This window comes from Pseudomonas rhizozeae (genome assembly GCF_031583775.1).
Lineage (GTDB): Bacteria > Pseudomonadota > Gammaproteobacteria > Pseudomonadales > Pseudomonadaceae > Aquipseudomonas.
Genome location: NZ_JAVLSB010000037.1, coordinates 104,079 through 123,901, shown reverse-complemented (window position 1 = coordinate 123,901; position 19,823 = coordinate 104,079). Strand labels below are relative to the sequence as shown.

13 protein-coding genes are annotated in these 19,823 nt (G+C 60.9%); 4 read left to right on the top strand and 9 right to left on the bottom strand.

Annotated elements, in window-relative coordinates; genetic code table 11:
• The 4 genes from RG836_RS12115 to amaB form a co-directional block, all read right to left on the bottom strand.
• Positions 1–915 carry an ABC transporter permease subunit gene (locus RG836_RS12115; protein WP_310845685.1) on the bottom strand — a complete coding sequence of 305 codons (915 nt, stop codon included), beginning with the start codon at positions 913–915 and terminating at the stop codon, positions 1–3.
• 267 nt (positions 916–1,182) lie between these two features.
• The gene (locus tag RG836_RS12110; RefSeq protein WP_310845684.1) at positions 1,183–2,316 is read right to left on the bottom strand and encodes an ABC transporter substrate-binding protein; all 1,134 of its coding nucleotides are present in this window, start codon (positions 2,314–2,316) and stop codon (positions 1,183–1,185) included.
• A 365-nt stretch (positions 2,317–2,681) separates the two neighbouring features.
• The gene (gene amaA / locus RG836_RS12105) at positions 2,682–3,965 is read right to left on the bottom strand and encodes an L-pipecolate oxidase (protein WP_310845683.1); all 1,284 of its coding nucleotides are present in this window, start codon (positions 3,963–3,965) and stop codon (positions 2,682–2,684) included.
• A 156-nt stretch (positions 3,966–4,121) separates the two neighbouring features.
• The gene (amaB, locus tag RG836_RS12100; RefSeq protein ID WP_310845682.1) at positions 4,122–5,612 is read right to left on the bottom strand and encodes an L-piperidine-6-carboxylate dehydrogenase; all 1,491 of its coding nucleotides are present in this window, start codon (positions 5,610–5,612) and stop codon (positions 4,122–4,124) included.
• 177 nt (positions 5,613–5,789) lie between these two features.
• Between amaB and RG836_RS12095 the strand changes: the two genes are divergently transcribed.
• The 3 genes from RG836_RS12095 to nadE all read left to right on the top strand — a co-directional run bounded on the left by RG836_RS12095 (position 5,790) and on the right by nadE (position 8,901).
• Positions 5,790–6,701 (top strand): LysR family transcriptional regulator, encoded by a 912-nt coding sequence (locus RG836_RS12095; protein WP_310845680.1) that lies wholly within the window; start codon positions 5,790–5,792, stop codon positions 6,699–6,701.
• A 141-nt stretch (positions 6,702–6,842) separates the two neighbouring features.
• Positions 6,843–8,069, top strand: coding sequence for a nicotinate phosphoribosyltransferase (pncB, locus tag RG836_RS12090; RefSeq protein ID WP_310845678.1), 1,227 nt, complete (start codon positions 6,843–6,845; stop codon positions 8,067–8,069).
• A gap of 4 nt (positions 8,070–8,073) precedes the next feature.
• Positions 8,074–8,901, top strand: coding sequence for an ammonia-dependent NAD(+) synthetase (nadE, locus tag RG836_RS12085; RefSeq protein WP_310845677.1), 828 nt, complete (start codon positions 8,074–8,076; stop codon positions 8,899–8,901).
• A gap of 107 nt (positions 8,902–9,008) precedes the next feature.
• Here the strand turns inward: nadE and azu are convergent, their stop codons facing one another.
• On the bottom strand, positions 9,009–9,455 hold the full coding sequence (gene azu / locus RG836_RS12080; protein WP_310845676.1) for an azurin: 447 nt from the start codon (positions 9,453–9,455) through the stop codon (positions 9,009–9,011).
• 551 nt (positions 9,456–10,006) lie between these two features.
• Here azu and RG836_RS12075 point away from each other — a divergent pair.
• Positions 10,007–10,198: a hypothetical protein gene (locus RG836_RS12075; RefSeq protein WP_310845674.1), complete on the top strand. Its 192-nt coding sequence runs from the start codon at positions 10,007–10,009 to the stop codon at positions 10,196–10,198.
• 49 nt (positions 10,199–10,247) lie between these two features.
• Here RG836_RS12075 and RG836_RS12070 read toward each other — a convergent pair whose 3' ends face one another.
• From RG836_RS12070 to RG836_RS12055, 4 genes are all read right to left on the bottom strand, one after another.
• Positions 10,248–11,180, bottom strand: a complete 933-nt coding sequence (locus tag RG836_RS12070) for a transglutaminase family protein (protein WP_310845673.1) — start codon at positions 11,178–11,180, stop codon at positions 10,248–10,250.
• Entirely contained in the window at positions 11,180–13,666 is a 2,487-nt protein-coding gene (locus RG836_RS12065) for a circularly permuted type 2 ATP-grasp protein (RefSeq protein ID WP_310845670.1), read from the bottom strand. The genes RG836_RS12070 and RG836_RS12065 overlap by 1 nt, the downstream gene beginning before the upstream one ends.
• Positions 13,667–13,753: 87 nt before the next feature.
• Positions 13,754–17,029 (bottom strand): transglutaminase family protein, encoded by a 3,276-nt coding sequence (locus RG836_RS12060; RefSeq protein ID WP_310845669.1) that lies wholly within the window; start codon positions 17,027–17,029, stop codon positions 13,754–13,756.
• Between the two features lie 385 nt (positions 17,030–17,414).
• Complete coding sequence (locus tag RG836_RS12055; RefSeq protein WP_310845667.1) at positions 17,415–19,718, bottom strand: YgiQ family radical SAM protein; 2,304 nt, start codon at positions 19,716–19,718, stop codon at positions 17,415–17,417.
• Between the last annotated feature and the right edge of the window lie 105 nt (positions 19,719–19,823).

Sequence of the window (19,823 nt, the reverse complement as noted above, 5' to 3'; positions counted from 1 at the left end):
TTATACCTTCGACACAAGAGGACGGCCGAGCAGGCCTTGAGGCCGAAAGACCAGAACAAGTACGAGCAGCGAGAAGCTGAATACGTCTTTGTAGTCGGAGTTGATCAGACCGGAAAACAGCGACTCGGAAATGCCGAGGATAATCCCGCCGAGCATCGCGCCAGGCAACGAGCCGATACCGCCGAGTACCGCTGCGGTGAACGCCTTCACGCCGATGATGAAGCCCGCGTAGAAGTCGAAGGTGCCGTAGTTCATGGTGATCAACACACCGGCGAGGGCCGCCATGGCCGCACCGATGATGAACACATAGGAAATTACCCGGTCGGTGTTGATACCGAGGATCGAGGCCATCTTGCGGTCTTGCTGGGTTGCGCGGCACATGCGGCCGAGCTTGGTGTACTTGATGATGTAGGTCAGCACGCCCATGCCAGCGAACGCGGCGATCAGGATGAAGATCTTGGTGTAGGTGAGCTGCACGAAGCCCGAGCCGACATCGATGCGCAGGGCACCGGTCAACAGGGTTGGAACGCCTTGCTGCTTGGCGCCCTGGGAGATCTGGGCATAGTTTTGCAGGATCAGGGAGATACCGATGGCGCTGATCAGCGGCGCCAGACGAGTCGAGTTGCGCAGGGGTTTGTAAGCGACACGCTCGATGACCCAGCCGTAAACGGCGGTCACCACGATGGTAAAGATCAGCGTGCCAAGCATCAGCAGCGGGAAGGATTCGATACCGAAGTAAGCCAGCAGAGCCAGACTGATTGCCGCGAGGTAAGCGGAAATCATGTAAACCTCGCCATGGGCGAAGTTGATCATGCCGATGATGCCGTAGACCATTGTGTAGCCGATGGCGATCAGGCCATAGACCGACCCGAGGGTCAGGCCGTTGACCAGTTGCTGCAGGAAAATACCATCCATAACGCAATCTCACGCATTTTGAGAGACTGCACACGGCGGGTACGACGGTCTGGGGTTCAGCCCTCCGCGCAACACGGCCGATGTGCAGCTCTACGAGAAAAGACAGACGGGCCTTCTGGCGGATACCAGTCAGCTAACAGTAAACACAATCTTTGCAGCGAGGGAGCTTGCCTCCGCCAGGTCGCGCAGCGTCCTCCAACATCAGAGCACTGCCGCGCAGCCCAGCGGGAGCAAACTCCCTCTCCACAGGCCGGTCAACCGTTCAAATTACTTCTGTTTTTCCAACTGGTGGTATTTGCCGTCCTTGTCCCACTGGTAAACCACGTAGTCGGAGACTTTCAGGTCACCCTTGGTGTCCCAGGCCTTGTCGCCCATGACGGTCTTGACGGTGTTTTTCTTCAGCCATTCAGCTGCTTTTTCACCGCTGTTGGACTTGGCACCGTTAAAAGCGGCAGCCAGGGTCTGCACCGACGCGTAAGCGTACAGGGTGTAGCCTTCAGGCTCGGTACCGGCTTTACGGAACGCGTCAACCACGGCCTTGCTGTCTGGCAGCAGGCGCGGGTCGGCGCCAAAGGTCATCAGCACGCCGTCGACGTATTGCGGGCCGCCAGCGGTGGTGACCAGTTCGTCGGTCACGATGCCGTCATCGGACATGAACTTGGCGTCTTTGAGGCCTTGTTCACGCATTTGACGAACCAGTGGACCGGCTTCCGGGTGCAGGCCGCCGAAGTAGACGACGTCAGCGCCAGCGGCGCGGATTTTAGTAACCACGGCGCTGAAGTCTTTCTCGCCACGGGTCAGGCCTTCATACAGCACTGGCTTCACGCCGCGTTTTTCCAGCTGAGCCTTGGTGGCGTCCGCCAGGCCTTGGCCGTAGGTGTCCTTGTCGTGCAGCACAACGACTTTCTTGCCCTTGAGCACATCGACGATGTAGTCGCCGGCCACGATGCCTTGCTGGTCATCACGCCCGCACATACGGAACATGGCGCTCAGGCCGCGTTCGGTCACGGTTGGGTTGGTGGAACCCGGGGTGATCGCGATGATGCCCGCTTCGTCGTAGATCTCGGACGCCGGGATGGTCGACGACGAGCAGAAGTGACCGACCACGCCGGCGACTTTCTGGTTGGTGAGGTCCTTGGCGACCGTCACTGCCTGTTTCGGTTCGCAGGCGTCATCGCCTTTGACCAGGACGATCTTTTCCCCGTTGACGCCGCCAGCCGCGTTGACCGCGTCGGCTGCAGCCTGTGCACCCTTCATGTACTGCTCGCCGAATGCCGCGTTGGCACCGGTCATTGGACCCGCTACACCGATTTTCACATCAGCTTGAGCAAACGCAGAAACACCCAAAGCAGTTGCCACTGCGAGGGCCAGAAAGCCTTTCTTGTAAAACGTCTGGGACATGAGGTGGTGCTCCAAGGTTTTTTTTAATTGGCACTGCGACTTCAACTGAATGCTCAGAGCAAGGGCCGTGCCATCGGTTTTTTATTCTTCAAAAAGTCGCTGCATTATTGTTATTTCGACTGTTTCGAGCCCTTTTACATGGGGCGTGCAACCGTCTAAACCGCAGAAGGTGAAACCATCATTTTCAATTGGCGCAACCCGCTTGCGCCATCATTGCAACCGCAACACTAAACGGCGTGCAACCAGCCTGTAACAACCTGCGTCACCGAAGTGCACACTGCTGGTGCGGGACTGCTACACCCCCGCACCAATACAGGCTAGCCGCTACGCTGAAAAGCGCCGCTTCCAGCAACAAAATTCAACAATCAAATCACTATGCGCAAGCACTGGCCTGCGTGATACAGGGAAAAGCCCGCCTCGTAAAGACAACTGCGTAAACCGACACCCGCTACGGGCTGCATCGGTGCGAAGGGAATCGGCAGCGCCTGGGCATTTCCATGGCACAGATAGTCAGCAAATGCCTTGCCCACCACCGTGCCCGTGGTCACGCCCCGGCCGTTGTACCCGGTGACTGCCACCAAACCGGGCGCCGGTTCGAATAAACGCATCAGATGGTCCGGGGTAAACGCGATTCGCCCGGTCCAGGTGCACTCCCACTCGACATGTTTAAGGTACGGGAAATAATGCTGCTGCACCCGATCGGCCCAGGCCTTGAGGAACCAGGCCGGTTTCTGATTGCCATTCCCCAGGCTGCCCAACAGCAAGCGCCCGTCCTGATCGCGGCGGATGCTGCTGAGCACCTGCCGCGTGTCCCACGAACCCTGGCCGCCCGGCAGAATCCGCTGTGCGGCGTCATCGGTCAATGGCACCGAGGCGACTTGGTAGTAATAACCGGGAAAGAAATTGCGCCGCAGGTCAGTCCAGTCGCCTTCGGTGTAGGCATTGGACGCAATCACCACTTGTTCAGCGAGCACCGAACCTTGTGCCGTCTGCACCGACCAGCGCGAACCCTGGCGTTCAAGACGCGTGACCGGCGAATGGTCAAATAATTGACCGCCCAAGCCTTTGGCGGCGTTCGCCAGCCCGGTGGTGTACGCCATCGGATTAATGGTGCCGGCGCGACGATCGAGCAGCGCGGCGGCGATTTTCGAGGTGCCGGTCGCTTGCTCGCATTGCGTGCCGGTCAGCAACTCGACCGGTGCACCACGGCGTTTCCATTGGGCTTCACGACTGCGCAGATCGGCTTCTCCACGGGCGTTGTGCGCCATGTGCAGCGTGCCTTCGCGACGCAACTGGCAATCGATGTTGTATTTGTCGACCAGGCTGAACACCAATGCCGGTGCGGCGCCGAGCATGCGGTTGAGCTGGCTGCCCACCGCTTCGCCGAAGCCGGCTTCGATCTCATCTGGTGGAATCCACATGCCGGCATTCACCAAGCCGACGTTGCGCCCAGAGCCGCCATGCCCGGCGCGATGCGCTTCAAGCACGCACACTGATTTGCCTTGTTCCAGCAGATGCACCGCCGCCGACAACCCGGTAAACCCGGCGCCGATCACGCAGACATCCACCGTCACTTCACCAATGAGCGCGGCGTTATCCGGCCGCTGCGGCGTCAACTTTTCCCACAGACACTCTTCGCGTAACGGCATTGCCAGACTCCAAAAGTGAAACCTAACCCATCCCCACAAATCAGTGTGGGAGCGAGCCTGCTCGCGAAAGCGGTGTGTCAATCGCCAAGGCTATCGGCTGACAGATTGCATTCGCGAGCATGCTCGCTCCCACAGGGGTATTACGTGAGCCGATGATCAGTCGAACGTAATGCCCTGCGCCAACGGCAATTCCAGCGAGTAGTTCACGGTGTTGGTCTGGCGGCGCATGTAGGCGCGCCAGGCGTCGGAGCCGGATTCGCGACCGCCGCCGGTTTCTTTTTCACCGCCGAATGCGCCGCCGATTTCCGCACCGCTCGGGCCGATGTTGACGTTGGCGATGCCGCAGTCGCTGCCGACGTCGGACATGAACTGCTCGGCTTCACGCACGTCAGTGGTGAAGATGCACGACGACAGGCCTTGTGGCACCGAGTTGTTCAGTTCCACGGCTTCGGCGAAGTCGCTGTAGCCGACCACGTACAGGATTGGCGCGAAGGTTTCGTGGCGGACCACATCGCTTTGCTCCGGCATCTCAACGATTGCAGGCGAAACGTAATAGGCGTTAGGGAATTTATCCGCCAACTGCCGCTCGCCGCCAAACACCCGGCCACCCTCGCTCAAAGCCTGTTCCAGTGCCTCCTGCATGCCTTCGAAACTTTGCTTGTCGATCAGCGGGCCGATCAGGTTGCCTTCCAGCGGGTGGCCGATGCGCACTTTGGAATAGGCGGCTTTGAGGCGGGTGACGATTTCGTCCTTGACCGATTCGTGGGCGATCAAGCGGCGCAGCGTGGTGCAACGCTGGCCCGCGGTACCCACGGCGCTGAACAGGATGGCGCGCACGGCCATGTCGAGGTCGGCGCTTGGGGCGAGGATCATCGCATTGTTACCGCCCAGTTCCAGGATGCTGCGGGCAAATCGCGCGGCGATCTTAGGCGCCACTTCGCGGCCCATGCGGGTGCTGCCGGTGGCGCTGATCAGCGCGACACGCGGATCATCGACCAACGCTTCGCCGGCATCGCGGCCGCCGATGATGACTTGGCTGAGGTACGGCGGCGCATCGCTGAAGTTCTTCAGCACGCGGTCAAACAGCGCCTGGCAGGCCAGGGCGGTCAGTGGGGTTTTTTCCGACGGTTTCCAGATCACCGGGTTGCCGCACACCAGCGCCAACGTGGTGTTCCACGCCCAGACCGCGACCGGGAAGTTGAATGCACTGATCACGCCGACCACGCCCAGCGGATGCCAGGTTTCACGCATGTGGTGGCCCGGACGCTCGGAGGCGATGGTCAAGCCGTACAACTGACGGGACAGGCCGACCGCGAAATCGCAAATGTCGATCATTTCCTGAACTTCGCCCAGGCCTTCCTGGGTGATCTTGCCCGCTTCCCAGGACACCAGCTCGCCGAGATCGGCCTTGTATTCGCGCAGGATGTCGCCCAACTGGCGTACCAGTTCGCCACGGCGCGGGGCCGGCACTTTACGCCACAGGTCGAACGCATGCTCTGCGCGACTGACCTGCTGCTCGACTTCGGCAGCGCCTTCCCAGTTCACGGAGGCAATCTGGCTGCCGTCGATTGGCGAATGCACCGGCACTTTGCCGTTCTGGTACAGGGCCGGGTTTACACCTAGACGATCAAGCAATGCGGCAACCATGGGTTACTCCTCAAGCAAAAAAACAATGTATAGAGCCGATTCGGGACGGCTGATCAGACCTGTAGTTTTAGCTGGCCGAAGGCTTGTCAACAAACGACGATTAAGCGAGATATCATTCCGTTAATTCATGCAGCGCCGCGAAGGCCTGCCGTAATGCCCGGACCAAAGGCTAAGCCCATGCTCAATAAACGTCATTTGCCATCGATCACCGCGCTGCAGTGTTTTGAAGCGGTCACCCGCCACCTGAGTTTTACCCGCGCGGCCGAAGAGCTCAACTTGACCCAGAGTGCGGTGAGCAAGCAAGTGGCGCAGCTCGAAGAGTTGCTGCAGCACTTGTTGTTCCTGCGAGTGCGCCGTCGTTTGCAGATGACCCCAGCCGGGGATTTGTACTTGGTGGAAGTCCGAAAAATCCTCACTCAGGTCGAGATGTCGACCCATTACCTGCGTTCCTACGGCGGCGAGACCGAAGTACTGCGGGTGTCGACACCCTCGACCTTCGGCGCGCGCTGGCTGGTGCCGCGCCTGAAGGGCTGGCGCCTGCGGCATCCGTCGATTCACCTGGACCTGTGCAACGAGCAGGAAGCCGACGAATTGCTGCAAGGTCGCGCCGACCTGGCCTTCTACTTTGGTCAGGGTTCGCGCCCCGGCACTGAATGCCTGAAACTGTTTGGCGAAGAACTGGTGCCGGTCTGCGCCCCCGGCAGTTTGCCGGACGCACCGTTGACCGACCCACGACAACTGACGGACCTGGTGCTGCTGCAAAACGCCTCACGCCCACAGGCCTGGCACGACTGGTTCGACAGCCAGGGCTTGCAGACTGAACACAGCTATCACGGCCCGCGTTTCGAGACTTTCTATATGTGCATTCGCGCCGCCCAGGTCGGTTGTGGGGTGGCCTTGCTGCCCAGGTTCCTGGTGGAAGAGGAATTGGCCGACGGCAAGCTGATCATTCCCTGGCAGCATGCGATGCCCAGCAGCGACGCCTACTACCTGGCTTACCCGGAACATTCGGCGCAAGTGCCCAAGGTGCGGGATTTTGTTAAATGGATGCTTGAACAGATCGATGGCCTGGACACCGCGCAAGACTGAACTCCCCCCTCACCAACGGTGATTGGTTTCGTCAAAAAAAGCGCTGGCCTAAACGCCCGCTGATATGCGCCACTATGCCTACTCAATGAAATCGCTGGACCCTTGCCCCCTCGGGCGGCGGCCAGCCTGGAGATTCCCGTTATGAGCGAGAGTGTGTTTGCCGATCGCATCGTGCAGAACCTGCTCGACACCGACTTCTACAAACTGACGATGATGCAGGCAGTGCTGCACAACTACCCGAACGTAGAAGTGGAATGGGAGTTTCGTTGCCGTAACAGCGAGGATCTGCGCCCGTATCTGGCTGAGATCCGTTTTCAGGTCGAACGCCTGGCCGAGCTGAGTCTGAGCGCCGACCAGTTGAGTTTCCTGGAGCGCATCAGCTTCATGAAGCCGGACTTCCTGCGCTTCCTCGGGTTATTCCGCTTCAACATGCGCTACATCCACACCGGTATCGAAAACGGCGAATTGTTTATCCGCCTGCGTGGCCCGTGGCTGCACGTGATCCTGTTCGAAGTGCCGCTGCTGGCGATCGTCAGCGAAGTGCGCAACCGCTATCGCTACCGCGAAATCGTCCTGGAACAGGCCCGCGAGCAGTTGTACCGCAAGTTCGACTGGCTGACCGCCAACGCCGGCGCCGACGAGTTGTCAGAGCTGCAAGTGGCGGACTTCGGCACCCGGCGCCGGTTTTCCTACCGGGTCCAGGAAGAAGTGGTGAATGTGCTCAAGCACGACTTCCCTGGGCGCTTCGTCGGCACCAGCAATGTGCACCTGTCCCGGGAAATCGACATGAAACCCCTGGGCACCATGGCCCACGAGTGGATCATGGCGCACCAGCAACTGGGGCCGCGTCTGATCGACAGCCAAATCGCCGCGCTCGACTGCTGGGTTCGCGAATACCGTGGTCTGCTAGGGATCGCCTTGACCGATTGCATCACCACCGATGCCTTCCTCGGTGATTTCGACCTGTACTTCGCCAAGCTTTTCGACGGTTTGCGCCACGATTCCGGCGACCCGGTGGTCTGGGCCGAGAAAGCCATCGCGCATTATCACAAGCTGGGCATCGACCCGATGAGCAAGACCTTGGTGTTCTCCGACAGCCTGACATTGCCCAAGTCGCTGGAGATATTCCGTGCGTTGCGCGGTCGCATCAACGTCAGCTTCGGGATCGGTACCAACCTGACGTGCGATATTCCGGGTGTCGAGCCGATGAGCATCGTGCTTAAAATGGCCGCCTGCAACGGCCAGCCCGTGGCCAAAATATCCGATGAGCCTGGTAAGACTCACTGCAAGGACCCGAATTTCGTCGCCTATTTGCGACACGTTTTCAAAGTACCTGCCGCCCCTACTGGCACTTCCAACAAGGAGTGAATTCATGCAAGCCGTACAGCGTGAGATTGCTGAACAGCTCAACGTTCAACCACCGTTTGCCGACAATGCTGCCCTGATCGCGGAAGTCGCCCGGCGCGTGGCCTTCATTCAGGACTGTCTGGTCAATTCCGGGCTCAAGACCCTGGTGCTGGGCATCAGTGGCGGCGTCGACTCGCTGACCGCCGGCCTGCTGGCGCAGCGGGCGATCCGCGAACTGCGCGAACGCAGCGGTGATGACAGTTACAAATTCATCGCCGTGCGCCTGCCCTACGAAACCCAGTTCGATGAACACGACGCACAAGCCTCGGTGGATTTCATCGACCCGGACGAACGCCACACCGTGAACATCGGCCCGGCGGTCAAGGCACTGGCGAACGAAGTCGCGGCGTTTGAAGGTAAGCATGCGGTGTCGGTGGACTTCGTGCTGGGCAACACCAAGGCGCGGATGCGCATGGTCGCCCAATACACCATCGCTGGCGCCGCCCATGGCTTGGTGATCGGCACCGACCACGCCGCTGAAGCGGTGATGGGCTTCTTCACCAAGTTCGGCGACGGCGCCTGCGACCTCGCGCCACTGAGCGGGTTGGTGAAAAACCAGGTGCGGTCGATTGCCCGGCATTTCGGCGCACCGGAGTCGCTGGTGGAAAAAATCCCTACCGCCGACCTCGAAGACTTGTCACCGGGCAAACCAGATGAAGCGTCGCACGGCGTGACCTATGCCGAAATCGATGCGTTCCTGCACGGCAAACCGGTGCGTGACGAGGCGTTCAAGATCATTTGCGATACCTACCGCAAGACCGAGCACAAACGAGTGTTGCCGTTTGCGCCTTGATAGGTGAGAGGCCTTCACCCTTCTATTCGCGAGCAGGCTCAATCGGTTGAAAGCCAGGCACAAAAAAAAGCGTCCGCAATGGACGCTTTTTTATGCGCGGAGCCTGATCACTTCAGCGTGACAGTGCCTTTCATCATCGAGATATGGCCCGGGAACGAGCAGAAGAAGCCGTATTTTTGCGTCGGGTCGAGTTTCGACACATCAAAGGTCACCGAGTCAGATTCTTTGGCGCCGATGATTTTGGTGTGGGCGATGACACGGGTATCGCCTTCCTTCAGATAGTCCTTGTCGATACCGGCGCCCAGGCCATCGGTGGCGATCGGCTGCATGTCGGCTTCTTTACTGATCACCAGGTTATGGCCCATGACGTTCTTCGGCAGGGTGCCGCCGTGGGTCAGCTTGACGGTGAAAGTCTTGCAGCTCTTGTCGATGGCGATGTCCTTGGTGTTGAAGGTCATCTGGTCTGTGGAGTCGACGGTGACCTCGCACTCCGCGGCCATCAGTTGGCTACTGGCCAGCGTCAGCAGGGATACCGCAACGAGTTTGGCAAACATGGTGATTCTCCAAGGCAGGGTGTTGTTATTGAATCGTCTGGAGCAGAAGACTGCCTGAATTTTTCGCAAGTTCCTATGATCTGGATCAAAAAATTGTATACAACTTGACGCTATAGCCCCCATCGAGACAATCAAACAGCCGGCCCACGGGGCGCGCACCTATGATCGGCGCATCGACTTGCTTACCCACATACCGGAGCGCTCACCATGTTTATCAACAGCCTTTTTTGCAGTTTGCTCGCCGCCTACGCCTGCGGCGCCAGTGGTACGTACGAAACCCCAAAACGCGAAGCTTGAACGCCGAATCATCCGGACCAGCCCCTCTGGCGCGATTTTCTCGCTCATATCGTCGGCGAACGCTTCGTTCGCGGGCAGCGCCGTGACATGCTGCCACCGAGCGAGTCGCCGCCACGCCTGCCGGATACACCTGACCTCTGGCAACGGGCGGTGCTTCCGAAACGGTTCGAGCGAAAACCCAGCTAACGGCTCGACCTCGATACAGGGCAGAATACGCGCCGCTCAACCTCACCTTCGACCCAAGAGGATCGCCCATGGCTAAACCTAATTATTCCTTCGCCAAACGTCAGAGAGACTTGGCCAAGGAGCAGAAGAAAGAGGAAAAGCTTCAGCGCAAGAAAGCCACTGCTGAAGAAGAAGCCGCTGCACTGAACCCGGAAGCCGAGGGTGACGTCGCCGCAGAAGATGATGTTGAAGCACCGAAAGATCGGGCGCCCGACGCCTGAGACCTCAGGGCCGATGTTCTGATCTGGCCCACCGGATCTGTGTCCGGGGTCAGCAGCCTGGCTGCTGCCCCTCACAGAAGACCGGCACCTCTTCCTCCAGTGGCATCACCGTGACCTGAACCTCGGGGTCATGATTGCCGCCTCCCAGAATCACCCCACGCAACGGCGACACATCGGAAAAATCCCGGCCCCAGGCCAGGGTGATGTGCTCCAGCGCCGGCTGAACGTTGTTGGTCGGATCGAAATCGACCCAACCCAGCACTGGGCAAAACACTGAAACCCAGGCATGCGACGCATCGGCGCCGATCAACCGTGGCTGGCCCGGCGGTGGCTGGGTCAGCAAGTACCCGCTGACATAGCGGGCGGCCAGACCGCGAGAACGCACGCAAGCCAGCATCAAGTGCGCGAAGTCCTGACACACCCCGCGCTTGCGCTCCAGCACTTCCACCAGCGGAGTGGCGACCTGAGTGGCTTCCGAGTCGAAGGTGAACTCGCTGAAGATCTTGTGCATCAACGCCTGCACCCCGAGCATCAACGGCCGCCCAATGGGAAAGCAGCTTTCGGAGAATTCGACGAAATTGCGCTTCAGGTGGACGTAGGGGGATTCGAAACGATAGCGGCAGGCTTCCAATATTTGCGGAGCCAATGGCTGACTGCTGTAAGTAAGCGCCTGACGGGTCAATTCCCAGGCAGGTGACTGGTTGAAATCCAGCAGTGGCCGGGCGAGGACTTCGACCGTCAATTGCGCATTCACCCGCAACTCGTCGTGGGGGCGCTCGAACGCGAGGCGGGTCAGCGGATTGCCGAACACGTCCAGTTCATCCCGTCGAGCCGTCGGGTCCGGGCTGATCTGCAACTGCCGCGCCCTGCAACGCTGCCACTCGCAATCCCGTGGCCATAAATGCGCCAGCTGCTGCGCCAGGGACACCGGGCTGTCGTAGTGATAATGAGTGTCGTGGGAAATCTGATAACGCGCGCTCATCAGACAGACACCGTGCGCTGGCTGACGTCGTCGACATGGGCAAAATGACGCAGGGCCAGGCGATCCGAGACTTGGCCACTGGCCCCGGCAATCTCTTGCAGCAGATCAGCCAGGCCCTCGACCGCAGCTTCAACAGCGGCCGCACCAAACAGCGAGTTTTCCAGGCAACGTAGATCGAATTGCGCCAGTCGCTCCACCAACACTGGCAAACCGGCTTCGCGCGGTGCGCCGAAGTCATCGTTCAAGCGCTTGAGCGAGCGCGTCACCAGCTTCAACTGGAACAGCACCGCGTGCGGGTTTTGTTCATCGAGCAACAGCAAGTCGAGCACCGGGACCAATTGCGCCACGGCCAGATAGCGGGCGCGGTAGGTGATGCTGCTATTGCCCAGCTCCAGCAACCACTCCAGCCCGGCCTGATCGTGGGCACCGCTGCCTCGCAGGAACGCCGCGAGGCTGTTGCTGAGAAACTGCAAACGCTCGATGCGCCGGCCGATCATCAGAAAACGCCAGCCTTCGTCGCGGGTCATGTCGTCGAGGGCGAAACCGGAGAGCGCCGCCAGGGACATCACCAAGCGGTTGAGGAAGTCGAGCAACTCGCCGAAATCCGGTTCTTCGGTTTCCAGTTCCAGGGCTTCGCGCTGCAGTTCCACCAGCGCCTGCCAGTTTTCCCGGGACAACTTGCCGCGAACCTGGGACGCCGCCCACTGCAAGCGCTGCAAGTTGGAACGCAGACTGAACGACCAGTCATCACCCAGCAAGGCGGCGAGCAGGCGCTCCGGCAACTCGCCCTCCTCCGGCAACAGCATCAGCCGTTCGCCGAGGTCGACCGCCGCTTGCAAGGCTTGCGGATCGTCGCCATCGACATAGCGCGCGAGCATGATCCGCAACAGTCGCGCGCTGTCGTCGCAGCGCTCGCAATAACGGCCGAACCAGAACAGGTTTTCCACCACCCGCGACGGCAGGTACGGATCGCGGCGCACCAGATCGTGAACGCCGATGGTTCGCTCGGCGGTCCATTTCTCGCCGGTGGGTGCGTGTTCGCCGACCACCCAAGTGTCCTTGCTCGCGCCACCGCGCTGCATCGACACCACCTCGGCATCGGCCTGCGCCGCGACACGGGTCAGCCCGCCGGGCAACACCCGATAACCGTTGCGACTGGCCACTGCATACATCCGCATGCCGATGGCCCGCGGTTGCAGTTGCCCGTCCTCGGCCTGCCAGATCGGCGCCTGGGACAGTTGCGCCAGTTCTTGTGCCACGTAAGCGTAAGGCCGCGCCTGCATTCGCGCAGCCAGGGACTGGCGCTGTGGCTCTGTGAGATCGCGGCCGAACACCGGGGCGAAACTTTGTGAGGGGAATGCCGGTTTGATCAGCAGCTCCGGCAACTTCTCCAGCGCTTGCGCCAGCACCGGCGCTTCGCCGCACCACCACGTGGCAATGGAGGGCAGGATCAAATCTTCGCCAAACAGAAATTGGCTGATCCTTGGCAAAAACCCCAGCAAGCCTGGCGATTCAAGCACACCGCTGCCCAAGGCATTGGCCACCAGCACCCGCCCCTGACGCACCGCCTCCAGCAAACCCGGTACACCCAACGCCGAGTCGGTGCGCAATTCCAGCGGGTCACAGAAGTCGTCGTCGAGCCGGCGCATGATTGCGTGGACCCGGCGCAAGCCGCTGAGGGTTTTCAGGTACACCGTGGCATCGCGCACGGTCAGGTCGCCGCCTTCGACCAGGGGATAGCCGAGTTGGCGCGCGAGGTACAAATGTTCGAAATAGCTTTCATTGAAGCGCCCCGGCGTGAGCAGCACGATCAATGGCGTCTCGTTGTCGCTGGGGGCCTGGCGAGCGAGAGTTTCCTGCAACGAGCGGAAGAACCCCGCGAGGTGCTGCACTTTCAGGTCGCGGTACAACTCGGGAAATGCCCGGGACACAATAGTGCGGTTTTCCAGGGCATAGCCCGCGCCCGACGGCGCCTGGGTACGGTCCGCCGTGACCCACCAGCGACCATCGGGCGTGCGCGCCAGGTCAACCGCATACAGGTGCAAAAAGGCCCCGTCCGGCGGTTGGATGCCCTGACAGGGCCAGAGGAAGTTGTTGTGACCGAACACCAACTCGGCCGGCAGCAAACCTTCGCTGATCAAGCGCTGCGGGCCGTACAGGTCCGCCAGCACTGCGTTCAGCAACCGCGCACGCTGGGCGATGCCCGCCGACAAGTGCTGCCATTCATCGGCGGCAATCACGTGGGGCAACAGGTCCAGCTCCCAGGGCCGATCAGCGCCCTTGGGGTCGGCATAAACGTTATAAGTGACGCCGTTTTCCTGGATCTGCCGGGCCAGCAAGGCTTGGCGCTGCACCAGTTGCGCAGGCGTGCTGCGTTGCAACTGATCGAACAGCCGCTGCCAGTGGGGGCGCACCCTCCCCGTGTCATCGAGCAGTTCGTGATACGTGCCCGTGGTGCGCGGGTAGCGGTCAAGCAGGTCAGGCATGGAAAGCTCGGCAGACGGCAAGGAAAGTCAGGTTAACGCAGGCACATGACACCCGGATATCGGAAATATCCGAGCGTCGTGTCTGATTTAGAAACGTCGTAAATCGAGAGTCATCGGCAGCTCGTCGTTGATCTCCAGCGCAGGCGTCGGAATATTCCCTGGTGTGTGACCGACCCGGAAGAATCGCGCCATCCGCCGGCTCTCCGCTTCGTTGGCGTTGACCGGCAGGCTGTCGTAGTTGCGCCCGCCCGGATGGGCGACGTGGTACTGGCAACCGCCCAGTGAACGCTGCATCCAGGTGTCGAGCACATCGAACACCAGCGGCGCGTGTACCGGAATGGTCGGTTGCAGGCAGTTAGCCGGTTGCCAGGCGCGGAAACGCACTCCGGCGACGAATTCGCCCACTCGCCCGGTCGGCTGCAACGGCACCGGCACCCCGTTGCAGGTCAGCAGATAACGCTGCGGCGCCAGGCCGGTGAGCTTGACCTGCAAGCGCTCCAGCGACGAATCCACGTAGCGCACGGTGCCGCCAGCGGTGCCCTCTTCGCCCAGCACGTGCCAGGGCTCAAGGGCCTGCCGGACTTCCAGCTCGATGCCGCTGACTGCGTAATCTCCGACTTTCGGGAAGCGGAACTCCAGGTGCGCGGCAAACCATTCGGCGCGCACCGGATATCCGGCGGCGTTCAGGTCGACCATCACATCGGCGAAGTCCTGCTCGATAAAGTGCGGCAGCATGAAACGGTCGTGCAGCTCGGTGCCCCAGCGCGCCAGTTTTGCCGGCGCGTAAGGCTCACGCCAGAACCGCGCCACCAGCGCCCGCAGCAACAATTGCTGGGCCAGGCTCATGCGTGCGTGCGGCGGCATTTCGAAGGCCCGCAGTTCGAGCAGGCCGAGACGCCCAGTGGCACCGTCCGGCGAGTACAGCTTGTCGATGCAGAACTCGGCGCGGTGAGTATTGCCAGTCACATCAATCAGCAGGTTGCGCAGCAACCGGTCGACCAGCCAAGGCGCGCACTCTTCGCCCGGCGCCGGCATCTGCGCAAAAGCGATTTCCAGCTCGTACAAGGCGTCATTGCGCGCCTCGTCGACTCGCGGCGCCTGGGACGTCGGGCCAATGAACAAGCCGGAGAACAGGTAGGACAAGGACGGGTGGTTATGCCAGTAACTGATCAGGCTGCGCAGCAGATCCGGCCGGCGCAGAAACGGTGAGTCCGCCGGGGTCGCGCCGCCGAGGACGAAATGGTTACCGCCACCCGTGCCGGTATGCCGGCCATCGATCATGAACTTCTCGGTGGTCAGGCGATTCTGCCGGGCCTCTTCGTAGAGAAACTCGGTGCGCTCGACCAACTCGTCCCAACTGGCGGACGGCTGCACATTGACCTCGATCACGCCCGGATCCGGGGTGATGCGGAAGTTGCACAGGCGCGGATCGCTCGGCGGTTCATAGCCTTCGAGCAGCACCGGGCAGTGCAACTCCTGGGCGGTGGCCTCAATCGCGGTGACCAGTTCCAGGTAATCCTCGACCCGCTCCAGCGGCGGCATGAACAGGTACAAGCGACCGTTGCGGGCCTCGGCGCAGAATGCGGTGCGGGTCAGCCAATCGGCGGACTCGTCGATCTTCGGTTCTTTATCCATAGCCTCGGCGGCGAGACCCGGGCTTTTGAGCTGGACCGTGTCCGGCAGGGTCGGAAATTCCTGGTTCGGATCGTTGGGGTGGATAAACGGATATTCCGCCGCCGTCACCCACGGCTGCGAACCCAGCGGCAGGCGATAGCCCAGCGGCGAATCCCCCGGCACCAGTCGACAATGGTTGTCACGCAGGTACCAGCGACCGCTCTGCCATTGATCGCCCTTGGCGGTGCGCGCCAGCGGCAGGACCTGGCCAATGACTTTGTCGAGGCCCTGGCTGAAGACTTTGCGCAACCGCGCGCGCTCCAGCGGTTCTTCGAGGCGTGAATCTTCAGCACTGACGTTCGACGGCAAGGCGCCCTCGCGCCACAGGTAATAGAAATTGTCTTCGTAGGCCGGGAACACGAAGCGCGTGGGAATTTTCAGGCGTTCGGCGACACTCGCCAGAAAACGCCCGGCCAATTCGCCATCGGCGCCGTAGTCCTGCTGCTCATCGGCAATCAGCGCACTGTTGTGCCAGATCGGCACGCCGTCGCGGCGCCAGTAGCAGTTCAGCGACCAGCGCGGCAGTTGCTCGCCGGGGTACCACTTGCCCTGGCCGAAGTGCACCAGGCCTTTGGGCGCATAGTGCTTGCGCATGCGCTGGAACAGTTCCGCCGAGAGCTTGCGCTTGTCCGCGCCGAGCGCGGCGGTGTTCCATTCCTCGCCGTCCGGGTCGTCGATAGAGACGAAGGTCGGCTCGCCGCCCATGGTCAGGCGCACGTCGCCTTCAAGCAGGTCGGCATCAATCTGCCGGCCGAGGGCCTGGATCGCCTTCCATTGTTCTTCGGTGTAGGGCTTGGTGACCCGTGGCGCCTCCCAGATCCGCTCCACCGACATTTCGTGAGTGAATTGCGTCTCGCAAGGTTCGACCAAGCCGCTGATCGGTGCCGCAGAGCCCGGATCGGGACTACAGGCCAACGGAATATGTCCTTCACCAGCGAACAGCCCTGACGTGGCGTCCAGGCCGATCCAGCCGGCACCTGGCAGGTAGACTTCGCACCAGGCGTGCAGGTCGGTGAAATCCACTTCTGTGCCGGAAGGCCCGTCGAGGCTTTTGACGTCGGCGGTCAACTGGATCAAATAGCCGGAGACAAAACGCGCGGCCAGCCCGAGATTGCGCAACAACTGCACCAGCAACCAGGCCGAGTCGCGGCACGAACCGGACGCATGTTCCAGGGTGTGCTCAGGGGTTTGCACCCCCGGCTCCATGCGGATCAGGTAGCCGATGTCTTCGCTCAGCCGCTGGTTCAGTGCCACCAGGAAATCCACCGCCGGCAACGGCGTGCGGTCGATGGCGTCGAGGTAGGCCTTGAACTTCGGCGTGAGCGGCAGGGTTTCCAGGTACGGCGCCAGTTCCTTGCGCTCATCGGACGCGTAAGTGAACGGAATGCGCTCGGCGTAGGGTTCAAGGAAGAAGTCGAACGGGTTGAACACCGCCATTTCCGCCAGCAAGTCGACTTCAATGCGCAGTTCATCGGTCTTTTCCGGGAACACCAACCGCGCCAGGTAATTGCCCTGGGGATCTTGCTGCCAGTTGATGAAATGCTGCTCGGGCGAGACTTTCAGGGCATAGGAGAGAATCCGCGTGCGGCTGTGGGCAGCCGGGCGCAGGCGGACGATCTGTGGGCCGAGTTCGACGGCGCGGTCGTAGCGGTAATGCGTGACATGGTGCAATGCGACATGTATCGACACGGCGTGCCTCCTGCGAGCCTAAAGCGTATTCGACAGCGCGCAAGACTTATGCCACACGGCAGGTGCGGCGCTTTCGCGAACGACTTCAGGCAGTACAGCACCAAAATCGGGCGATGCGGGAAAATGCTTTGCGAGGATTGCACGTAAATGTGGCGGGATGTGCCGAGGGTCGGGATTCATCGGTGTCACGACTGGCTCATTCGCGAGCGGGCTCGCTCCCACAGGTTTTGTCTGTGGGTGCAGAATTTGTTGACGACAGGAATCCCTGTGAGAGCTGGCTTGCCAGCGATGCGGCCAGTAGCCCCGACCCAAGACCAGCCTCTGTAAAGCCCACCATGCAAAACGCCAACCCGAGGGTTGGCGTTCTGTTCATCCACGTCAAAGCTTAGCGCGGCACAACCGGCTTGCGGGCCGGTTTCGGCCCTTTGCCCTTGGCCGCATCCTTGCGCTCCTTGGCGGCTTGCTGGTTGCGGGCAAACGCGGCGGCCTTGGCCTGTTCGCGCTTGTCCCACGCGTTGCCGCCGTCGCTCGCGCGCGGTGGCAGGCCGGTGTGCTGGGTGAGGATCTTGGTGGTCTTCTCCCCCGCCACTTTATGGCTGCCGGCCGGTGTCGAATTCTTACGACGGGCGCTTTGGTAGCTGTCGGTCGCCGGCTGATGCAACGGGATCAACTGGTGCTTGCCCGGCCCGATCAGGTCGGCGCGGCCCATGCGGGTCAGCGCTTCACGCAGCATTGGCCAGCCCTTTGGGTCGTGATAACGCAAGAAGGCTTTGTGCAGACGACGCTGTTCTTCGCTCTTGACGATAGTCACCGCGTCACTCTTGTAGGTGACCTTGCGCAGCGGGTTCTTGCCCGAGTGGTACATCGCAGTGGCGGTGGCCATCGGCGACGGGTAGAACGCCTGCACCTGGTCGGCGCGGAAACCGTTGCCCTTGAGCCACAGCGCCAGGTTCATCATGTCTTCATCGGTGGTGCCGGGGTGGGCGGCGATGAAGTAAGGAATCAGGTACTGCTCCTTGCCCGCTTCCTTGGTGTACTTCTCGAACATGCGCTTGAACTTGTCATAGCTGCCGATGCCCGGTTTCATCATCTGGTTGAGCGGACCTTCCTCGGTGTGTTCCGGGGCGATCTTCAGGTAACCACCGACGTGGTGGGTCACCAGCTCTTTAACGTATTCCGGCGACTCGACCGCGAGGTCGTAACGCAGGCCGGAGGCGATCAAAATCTTCTTCACACCCGGCAAGGCACGGGCGCTGCGGTACAACTGGATCAGCGAAGAGTGGTCGGTGTTCAGGTTCGGGCAGATACCGGGGAACACGCAGGACGGCTTGCGGCACGCGGATTCGATTTCCGGGCTCTTGCAAGCGATGCGGTACATGTTCGCGGTCGGGCCACCGAGGTCGGAGATCACGCCGGTGAAGCCCGGAACCTTGTCGCGGATCTCTTCGATTTCGCGAATGATCGACTCTTCGGAACGGTTCTGGATGATCCGGCCTTCGTGCTCGGTGATCGAGCAGAAGGTGCAGCCGCCGAAGCAGCCACGCATGATGTTCACCGAGAAGCGAATCATGTCGTAGGCCGGAATCTTCTCCTTGCCGTACGCCGGGTGCGGAACCCGCGCGTAAGGCATGCCAAACACGTAGTCCATTTCTTCAGTGGTCATCGGAATCGGCGGCGGGTTAAACCAGACGTCGACTTCGCCATGCTTCTGCACCAGCGCACGGGCGTTACCTGGGTTGGTTTCCAGGTGCAGCACGCGGTTGGCGTGAGCGTACAACACCGCATCGCCACGGACTTTTTCCACGGAGGGCAGACGGATGACGGTCTTGTCGCGGGTCATCCGAGGGCTGGCGAGGATCTGCACGACCTTGGCTTCGTTCGGGTCTTCGACCGGGCCTTTCTCTTGCTCAATCGCGCAGGCCTGGGTGTCCTGGGTGTTGACGTAGGGGTTGATGATCTTGTCGACCTTGCCCGGGCGGTCGATACGCGTGGAGTCCACTTCGTACCAGTCTTTCGGGGTGTCGCGACGAATGAACGCGGTGCCGCGCACGTCGGTGATGTCTTCGATCTTGTGGCCATAGGACAGGCGCTGCGCCACTTCGACGATGGCCCGCTCGGCGTTGCCGTACAGCAGGATATCGGCGCAAGCGTCGATCAGGATCGAATTGCGCACCCGGTCCTGCCAGTAGTCGTAATGGGCGATGCGGCGCAGGGACGCTTCAATGCCGCCGAGCACGATCGGCACATGCTTATAGGCTTCCTTGCAGCGCTGGCTGTAAACCAGGCTGGCGCGGTCCGGCCGCTTGCCCGCCATGCCGCCCGGCGTATAAGCGTCATCAGAGCGGATTTTCTTGTCGGCGGTGTAGCGGTTGATCATCGAGTCCATGTTGCCGGCCGCGACGCCGAAAAACAGGTTCGGCTCGCCGAGCTTCATGAAGTCGTCTTTGGACTGCCAGTTGGGCTGGGCAATGATCCCGACGCGGAAGCCTTGCGACTCCAGCAGCCGGCCGATGATCGCCATGCCGAACGATGGATGATCGACGTAGGCATCACCGGTAACGATGATGATGTCGCACGAATCCCAGCCAAGCTGATCCATCTCCTCCCTGCTCATCGGCAGGAATGGCGCGGGACCGAAACATTCGGCCCAGTACTTGGGATAGTCAAATAACGGCTTGGCTGTTTGCATGACGATGACCGGTGTTGAGATGAAAAATCGCGGGCGCGGAATATAGCACAAAAAATAACCAATTCCGACGGCTATGGTCGGAATTGGCTGAAGCAAATGTCATTG